Raw genomic sequence first — 8,602 nt, forward strand, 5'->3', positions numbered from 1 at the left:
TCCTTTTACTGAAAATGTCAGGCCGTGGGGTTGTTCAAGCCCAGTTCTGCCAGTACCCGGGCGCGGGACTCGTCATCGGCCAGCGCCTGCTCAATGGCTCTACGAAAACTGGGTGTATTACCCAGGGGCCCTTTCAACGCCATCAACGCATCGCGCAGCGCCATCAGCTTTTGCAATTCGGGGATCTGCTCCACCAGGCTCGCGGGGTTGAAGTCCTTCATGGAATTGATCCGCACCTGAATGGCCAGCTCCTCAACCTCAGCCGACTCCTGGAGCCGATTGGGTACGCTCAGGGTCAGTGCCAACGCCTGCTTGGCCAGTACGTCGTCGAGGGTGTTCTTGTCGATGCCGATGGGCTTGCGGTCTTCGAGCTTGCGCAGGTCCTCACGCTGGGTGAAGTCACCCAGCACCAACAGTTTCAGTGGCAGTTCGACTTCTTCCTGCGCACCTCCCACTGCGGGTTTGAAAGTAATATTGATACGTTCCTTGGGTGCTACCGAACCTTCTTTGGCCACGGTCGTTCTCCTTTTTCGAGTGAGTCGAAAACCTATTCAAGTACCGCTTCGAGATCGAAGCGGCATAGTTTTCGGTGAGTGTCTTCCTTGCGTTCACGCACAGCGTGGCTTTGTGGCAACTGTTCACAACAGCGGTACAAGAGTTGCGCCACCTGGAGGGCCAGTTCGGGCTCCCAGCGGTCTATACCCGCTTGCTGCAATTCATCATCCAGCTGTTCCAGCTGGACCTTCGCCAGCTCCTGCTTGCCGGCCAACACACACAGGCGTGCCATGGCCAACCGCCAATGAAATCGCGCACGCTCGCTACGAGCTGCATGCAAGCCTTGCTTGAGTTCACTCACGGCGACTTTAAGCCCCTCCTTGCGTAGCCTGGGCATGACTGCCTGCAGGGCCGACTCCCAGGGTTCGGCCCTCGCTTCAACCTGCACGCCCGGAGGCTCGGGAGCTTGAAGATGTCGATTGACCTGGAGCGAGATCCAGTCGCGAGTGGCGGCATCCGCAAACGGCGTGCCGTCGTGAAACCGAAACTCAGGCAGGGTTGGCAACCGCTGCAGCAACAAGGCGAAGCTGACCTCCAGTTCGGTCATCGCCAGATCGGCGTGCAAGGCTTGCAGGCACTCCCAGGCGATTCGCACGCCATCGAACCAGAACATAGACCCGGCCAGGCTCGTCTCCAGTTCAATCAACAGATCCGCGTAATGCCCTTGGACAAAGCGCTCCTGGTAATGCGTAAGCTTGTCGGGTGCCGGACCTCGGAGCGCGGTAATCCGCTCGCTGTCAGCGTCCGGGCAACGCGTAAGCGCCAGCCAGACCAATGTTCGATTGAGGCGCTGTGCACGCAGGTCGCCCGCATTTTGACGCTGCCACCACGCGCTCAGCGGCCGCGCCTGCTCCTGCAATGCGCGCAGCCATTTGTGAGCATCTTTTTCGTTATCTATCACAGGTTCGATACTGAACGGCTGAGTCACAGCCTGCTTGGCCGGGGCAACAGGAACGGTCGACGGGGTGTCGCCCTGCTGCTCTGCATGCTCCAGTTTCTGCGCCAACTGTCGGCGCATGGGCAGCAATGATGGGGCTTCATCCCCCAACTGCCGGGTCCAGAGATCATCAAGGCACGCGAGATGCTCCAACACGCTTTGAAACAACGGTTGCTGATCCTGAAGTGGCAGGCTTTGCGCAAACAATGGTTCCAGGCGCAATACCAACCAGCCGAGAACAGCGCCGCGGGTACGCGGCTTTTTCGGAAAAACCTGCGCCCAGTGATGCTCGCAGAGGTAGCGCATCAACCCCAGACCAGCCAGCAGGCCTGGAAAGGATTCACGCTGGTGCAATGCCCATGTCAGCCACGCCGCTACCCGAAGGTCTTTGGAGTGCTGACGCAACAGGCACTCGCAGACTTCCAGCACCTTGATCCAATCGGGCAGAGAGGCACCATGAATCGACTGGGTTTTATCCAACTCGAATTCCAGCACTTCGTATTCAGTTGAAAAACGCATATCACTGCCCACAAAACTTATTTGCGAGCACGGAAGACGTGCGAGCTCAACATAATAATCACAAAGCTTACTTGAATAGACCATTTAAGATCACACATAACCATTCGAGGCAGTCAAGGCCAACTAACCGCACCCATAGTGCAAATCAGCTCACCCTCTAAACCTCGCAAACCCATAACGAAGTTCGCAAACTTTAGCCACGCACTCGGCATTCATCAAGCGACGGAAGCGCACTTAAGTAATTTCCTACAAATCAACAAAATCAAGGCATGCGCAGCATTTTGCGCACCTTAAAAATCAAAACACACTTTATTCACCGACACACACTCAACACCAGGCCAAATAGACTACTGAGCAACTAAATGCACACTCATGCGCAAATAAAAACCTCTAAAACCCCAAAATCAACATAACACCCATACAAATAAAAAACATTTTAACGCCACACCCCTTATTTTATTGACCAACACACTTTCAGGCACGCTTCTTGTTATAGCCAACTACCCGACCGGCACAATCGTCGTTCGGGACTACCTCATCAATCAGGCAAGGAAACCACTCATGCCAACACCCGCGTACCTTTCAATCACCGGTGTAAAACAGGGTTTGATTACGGCAGGCACATTCACCCAGGACTCGGTAGGCAATATTTACCAGGAGGGTCATGAGGACCAGATCCTGGTCCAGGCGTATTCCCACCAGGTGATCATCCCCCGCGACCCGCAATCGGGACAGCCAACCGGTCAGCGGGTCCACAAGCCGCTGATGATCAGCAAGGTGTTTGATAAATCATCGCCACTGCTGTTCAGCGCGCTGACCAGTGGCGAAGAGGTCAAATGTCGACTGGAGTGGCTGCGCACTTCATCGGCGGGTACCCAGGAGCACTACTTCACGATCGAGTTGGAAGGCGCAACTATCGTGGATATCCAGTCTCGCATGCCCAACTGTCAGGACCCGGATAACGCTCATTTCACCCACCTGGAGGACGTATATTTCACCTACCGCAAGATCGTGTGGACCCACGAAGTCTCCGGTACTTCCGGCTCGGACGATTGGCGTAACCCTGTAGCCGGCTAAGCCGCAACAACGCAGGGACGGCGCCACGGACGGCACCGTTCCTGCCTATCGGCTACACCATTGCCAGTGGGTGTTTGCGCTTGGGCGCACCAAACACGCGATCGATGGCGTCGAGATCGTGTTCATCAAGCACTAACTTGGCGGCAGCTGCGTTAAGCCGCACATGCTCTGGGGTTACGGCCTTGGGGATGGCGATCACCCCGTCCTGACGCAATACCCAGGCCAGGGAAACCTGGGCGGGTGTCACTTCATGGCGACGGGCAATTTGCTTGAGTGTTGGACTGGACAGTAACTCACCGCCTTGGGCAATCGGGCAGTACGCCATCAATGGCAAGTGATGTTGTTGCCACCAAGGCAGCAAGTCATATTCGATCCCGCGCTCTTCGATGTTGTAGAGCACCTGGTTGGTCGCGCAGGCTGGAGAGGCAAGTTCCTGCAGGTCTGCCACATCAAAATTGGAAACACCCCAGCGGCCAATCTTGCCGGCCTCACGCAAGCGCTCGAACGCGTCGACCGTTTCTTCCAGCGGGTATTGACCCCGCCAATGCAACAGATAGAGATCAATATAATCGGTGCCCAAACGATGGAGACTCGCCTCGCAGGCACGGGGCACGCCCTTGTGGCTGGCATTGTGCGGGTAGATTTTACTGACCAGGAACACCTGGTCGCGGCGACCGCGAATGGCTTCACCGACCACCGTTTCAGCACCGCCTTCACCATACATTTCAGCGGTATCAATCAGGGTCATGCCCTCGTCGATGCCCAGTTGCAACGCGGCGACTTCAGCACGTTGCTGGCTGGGGTTTTCGCCCATGCGCCAGGTGCCCTGGCCGATGACAGGGACGGGCGAGCCCGCCAGATCAATGGTTCGCATGACAACCTCCTGATGCGTTCGCGGATTAACACTGTGGCATTGGCCGGACAAAAGGGTTCAATCGCAGTATGGTTGCCCCCTGCCAAGTCGCCAGGAAGAATCTGCCATGCTGTTTGTCGTGATGCTCGGGGGCAAGCACCCACGGGCCAGAATCGAAGTCCATGATGTGGTATTCGCCGTAGCGGATACGCTGGAGGGCACTTACTCGCAACTGCGCGATGGCTGGTTCGGCAGCCCCAAGGGCGTGCATATCGATTCGTGGATGGCCGTTGATGGCGTCGACGGCTGGAAAGTCGAACTCAGCCACCTTGCGCCTCAGGCCGGCGCGCATCACCTGTATTTCATCAACCTTGGAGGCTACGAGACGAACAGCTTTGGCGAGGCTCATCACTACCTGCTGGTGGTGGCTCGCAACAAACAGGAGGCAACGAGCAAGGGCAAGCAACAAATGCTGCGCCATTGGTCCCAGGCGCACACTGACGCCGTCATGGATATCGATGACTGCCTGCCCATCGACCTGGTGGACGGCCGTTACCTGCACCTGGTGCAAGGCCCACACCGGCCGATCATCCGGCAGAACGACTACATCGTCCTGCCCTGAACCGCCTCCCCTACCCGAACGGGGTATGGCGCACACCCCCCACCTGCCTGACAGTGCAATCAGTCCCTCAGCCTGATAACAAGCACAACACAAGGTGGGTCCCCATGCATAAAGCCTTTATCGCCCTGTTCAGCGCCGCACTGTTGGCCACTTCAACCCTGAGCCACGCCGCGGATGACCCGGGCAACACCTTGCGCATTTACAACTGGGCGGACTACATCGGCGACACCACCCTGGCCGACTTCGAAAAGGCCACGGGCATCAAGGTGACCTACGACACCTACGATTCCTACGAAACCGTTCAGGGTAAATTACTCTCCGGGCGTTCCGGCTATGACTTGGCGCTGCTCAACGCCTCCCTCGTGCCGCTGTTGATCAAGGGCAACGTGTTCCAGCCGCTGGACAAGACCCAGCTCCCCGATTGGAAAAATCTTGACCCCGTGGTGCTCAAGAGCCTGGAGGCACACGATCCGGGCGTCACCTATTCGGCGCCCTATACCTGGGGCAGCAACGGCGTGACGTATAACGTCGACATGATCAAGGCACGCATGCCGGATGCGCCTATCGGGTCCCTGGCGATGATCTTCGACCCCAAGGTCATCGCCCGGTTTGCCGACTGCGGCATTACCTTCATGGACTCACCCACCGACATGATTCCATTGGCCCTCACTTACCTCGGCCTGGACCCCAACAGTGTCACGCCCAAAGACCTGAAGGCCGCCCAGGACGTACTGATGGCGGTGCGCCCCTACATCCGCAAATTCGATTCCAGCGGTTTCATCAACGGCCTGGCCAATGGCGACCTGTGCCTGGCTACCACCTGGTCGGGCGATTACGCCACCTCCCAGGCTCGCGCTACCGAAGCCGGGGCCAAGGTCAAGCTGGACTACTTCATTCCCAAGGAAGGTTCGCTGATCTGGTTCGATAACTTCTACATCCCGGCCGACGCGCCCCATGTGGCCAATGCCCATAAGTTCATCGAGTTTCTGTTGCAACCGAGCACCATGGCCGGCGTCAGCAACACCATCCATTACGCCAACAGCAACCTGGCGTCCAAGCCGCTGGTCAACGCCGATATTCGCGATAACCCGGCCATCTACCCCGATCCGGCGACGATGCAGCGTTTGTTCACGCAAAAAAGCCAACCCCAAGCTGCCGTGCGCCTGATCACCCGTACCTGGAATGCCGTGAAGACCGGCAAGTGAACCCCAGCCTTTGAAGGTAAATGCCATGACTCTGCCAAATCCTGCTTTTTTCGCCCAGTTTGACCACGACAAGCTGGACGCCGCCGACAAAGCCCACTACATGCACGGCTTCCACATGTTCGACGAACACCGTGAGCAAGGCTCGCTGAATATCGCAGTGGGTAACGGCGCCTACATCTACGACACCCATGGCAACCGCTACCTGGACGCAGTGGGCGGCATGTGGTGTACGAATATCGGCTTGGGCCGCGAGGAAATGGCCGAGGCCATCGCCAACCAGGTGCGCCAACTGGCCTACTCCAATCCGTTCTGCGACATGGCCAACACCACGGCCATCGAACTGTGCGCCAAGCTCGCCAGCCTGGCACCCGGTGACTTGGACCACGTATTCCTCACTACCGGAGGTTCCACCGCTGTGGACACCGCCTACCGGTTGGTGCAGTTCTACCAGAACAGCCGTGGCAAAACGGCCAAGAAGCACATCATCTCGCGCTTCAGTGCGTATCACGGCTCCACGTTCCTGACCATGTCCATCGGCAACAAGGCCGCCGACCGCGCGCCCGAGTTCGACTTCATGAGCGACCTGTTCCACCACATCTCCTGCCCCAACTACTACCGGGCGCCGGAGGGGATGAGCGAGGCGGAGTTCCTTGACTTCCTGGTGAATGAATTCGAAGACAAGATCCTGACCCTTGGTGCGGACAATGTGGCGGCGTTTTTCGCCGAACCGATCATGGGCTCCGGTGGCGTGATCATCCCGCCCAAGGGCTACCACCGACGCATGTGGGAAATCTGCCAGCGCTACGACTTGCTGTACGTCGCCGATGAAGTGGTCACTTCGTTCGGGCGCCTGGGGGCATTCTTTGCTTCCGAAGACGTGTTCGGCATGCAGCCCGATATCATCACCACCGCCAAAGGCCTCACCTCCGGCTACCTGCCGCTGGGTGCGTGTATTTTCTCCGACCGTATCTGGCAGGTCATTGGCGAGCCGGGCAAAGGCCGCTGCTTTACCCACGGGTTCACCTACAGCGGGCACCCGGTCAGCTGTGTGGCCGCATTGAAAAACATCGAGATCATCGAGCGCGAACAACTGCTGGCCCATGTGGAAGACGTTGGCGTGTACCTGGAGCAGCGCCTGCAGACCTTGGCCGACTTGCCGCTGGTGGGGGATATACGCTGCCAGCGCCTGATGGCGTGCATCGAATTCGTCGCGGACAAACGCACCAAGGCCTTGCTGCCGGATGCGGTCAACATCGGTGAAAAAATCCACCTGCGCGCCCAGGCCAAAGGTTTGCTGGTACGCCCCATCGGCCACCTGAACGTGATGTCGCCGCCGCTGATCATCACCCGTACCCAGGTTGACGAAATCGTGGAGACTTTGCGCCAGTGCATCCTCGATACGGCCGCTGAACTGCGCGAAAGCGGCGAGTATCAAGGCCGATGAGCCATAACGCCGAGCCTGTCTCGGCGTTTTTGCCTGGGCGTTGGCAGCCGGGTAGACTGGCTGCCATGACCACAGCCAGCCCTGCCCCGACCCTGCAGCAACTGCAAACCTGGCACCACGCCCTGGCCCAGGCGTTGATCCATGTGGATGAAGCCTCATTCCTCGAACACCTGGCCGCCGCGCTGTGCACCCTCACCCCGATCGAATCGATGATGATCAGCCTGGAGCGCCAAGGCCAGCCACCGCACCTGCTGTATCAGCAAGGCATCCCTCGGGCGTATCAGGATGAAATCATCCACCGCTATTTTTCCCGCGGCTACCTGCTGGACCCGTTTTGCCTGGCGGTAGACAAGGGTTTGGCGGAAGGTTTTTACCACCTGGCCCAAATTGCCCCGGATGACTTTTTCAACAGCGAGTACTACAAGACCTACTACCTGCGCAGCGGCGGCGCCCAGGAAAGTTACTACATCGTCGACCTGTGCCCCCAGAGCAAGATTTCGCTGTGCATGTTCCAGGGCCTGAGTGCCGGGCAGTTCACCGAGGAACAACTGGCGGTGCAGCAATCGACCCAGGCTATCGTCCGGGAGTTGCTGCGGCGGTTTGGCACCACCGGCGGGCTGGCCAAGGTGATCAGTGACGAGGCGTACACCCAGACCCAGGCGCACCAGCAGATCGAAGCGGCGTTCATGGGCTTTGGCAGCGGTGTGCTCACCGTACGCGAGCGTGAAATCGCCCACCTGATCCTGCGCGGGCACTCGGTAAAATCCACCGCCCAAGTGCTCGGCATTTCCCCAGAAACCGTGCGCATGCACCGTAAGAACCTGTACACCAAGCTGGCAATCAATTCCCAGGCCGAGCTGTTCGCGCTGTTCATCGAATGGCTGACCCGCAGCGGCGCCATGGCCCGGGCGTGAGCCGCTAAAGCGGCTCTGCTGTGCTGTGCTTTGCTTTTGATCTCAAGCGCCCCCCCAATCACTGTCGGATTACAGGCACACCGAGCCTAAGCGAGGTGCCGAGTAGCTGACCTGAGTGGTTAGATCAAAAGCAGGTACGTGTGGGAGCTGGCTTGCCGGCGATGCAGACACCTCGGTGAATCAGGCATACCCGGTTGATGCCATCGCCGGCAAGCCGGCTCCTACAGTGGACCGCATTTGCCGTTGCTTTTGCTCTACACCACTCCAGCCGGCTGTCAGGCCGCTGTGCTTTTGATCTTAGGCGCCCCGTCAAACACGCTGGCCGGAATTCGGCAGGGATTTGGGGGGGTAAACCGGCAGGGATGCCGGTTTAGCCGCCCCGCGCCATGGAGGGCGCGTGGCGGCGGCCCCCCAAATCACTGTCGGATTACGGGCACACCGAGCGTGAGCGAGGTGCCGAGTGTTGGGGCAAGAGC

At 58.5% G+C, this 8,602-nt stretch carries 8 protein-coding genes; 5 read left to right on the plus strand and 3 right to left on the minus strand.

What is annotated here, in order from left to right:
* Nucleotides 1-17: 17 nt before the first annotated feature.
* Nucleotides 18-515, minus strand: coding sequence for a type VI secretion system contractile sheath small subunit (gene tssB, locus AC07OV_RS18480; protein ID WP_494998083.1), 498 nt, complete (start codon nucleotides 513-515; stop codon nucleotides 18-20).
* A 32-nt stretch (nucleotides 516-547) separates the two neighbouring features.
* On the minus strand, nucleotides 548-2,095 hold the full coding sequence (tssA, locus tag AC07OV_RS18485; protein ID WP_495092736.1) for a type VI secretion system protein TssA: 1,548 nt from the start codon (nucleotides 2,093-2,095) through the stop codon (nucleotides 548-550).
* Between the two features lie 477 nt (nucleotides 2,096-2,572).
* Here tssA and AC07OV_RS18490 point away from each other — a divergent pair, with 477 nt between their 5' ends.
* Nucleotides 2,573-3,088, plus strand: coding sequence for an Hcp family type VI secretion system effector (locus tag AC07OV_RS18490; protein ID WP_495092737.1), 516 nt, complete (start codon nucleotides 2,573-2,575; stop codon nucleotides 3,086-3,088).
* A 52-nt stretch (nucleotides 3,089-3,140) separates the two neighbouring features.
* Here AC07OV_RS18490 and AC07OV_RS18495 read toward each other — a convergent pair whose 3' ends face one another.
* On the minus strand, nucleotides 3,141-3,962 hold the full coding sequence (locus AC07OV_RS18495; RefSeq protein WP_176995745.1) for an aldo/keto reductase: 822 nt from the start codon (nucleotides 3,960-3,962) through the stop codon (nucleotides 3,141-3,143).
* Nucleotides 3,963-4,068: 106 nt separating this feature from the next.
* Here AC07OV_RS18495 and AC07OV_RS18500 point away from each other — a divergent pair, with 106 nt between their 5' ends.
* From AC07OV_RS18500 to AC07OV_RS18515, 4 genes are all read left to right on the plus strand, one after another.
* Entirely contained in the window at nucleotides 4,069-4,563 is a 495-nt protein-coding gene (locus AC07OV_RS18500; protein WP_494998085.1) for a DUF1543 domain-containing protein, read from the plus strand.
* Between the two features lie 104 nt (nucleotides 4,564-4,667).
* Nucleotides 4,668-5,768 carry a polyamine ABC transporter substrate-binding protein gene (locus AC07OV_RS18505; protein ID WP_495092738.1) on the plus strand — a complete coding sequence of 367 codons (1,101 nt, stop codon included), beginning with the start codon at nucleotides 4,668-4,670 and terminating at the stop codon, nucleotides 5,766-5,768.
* A gap of 25 nt (nucleotides 5,769-5,793) precedes the next feature.
* Nucleotides 5,794-7,212 carry an aminotransferase gene (locus AC07OV_RS18510; RefSeq protein WP_495092739.1) on the plus strand — a complete coding sequence of 473 codons (1,419 nt, stop codon included), beginning with the start codon at nucleotides 5,794-5,796 and terminating at the stop codon, nucleotides 7,210-7,212.
* Between the two features lie 65 nt (nucleotides 7,213-7,277).
* Nucleotides 7,278-8,126 carry a response regulator transcription factor gene (locus tag AC07OV_RS18515; protein WP_176995741.1) on the plus strand — a complete coding sequence of 283 codons (849 nt, stop codon included), beginning with the start codon at nucleotides 7,278-7,280 and terminating at the stop codon, nucleotides 8,124-8,126.
* Nucleotides 8,127-8,602: the final 476 nt, after the last annotated feature.

It is taken from the genome of Pseudomonas sp. GW821-FHT09A09, assembly GCF_059418405.1.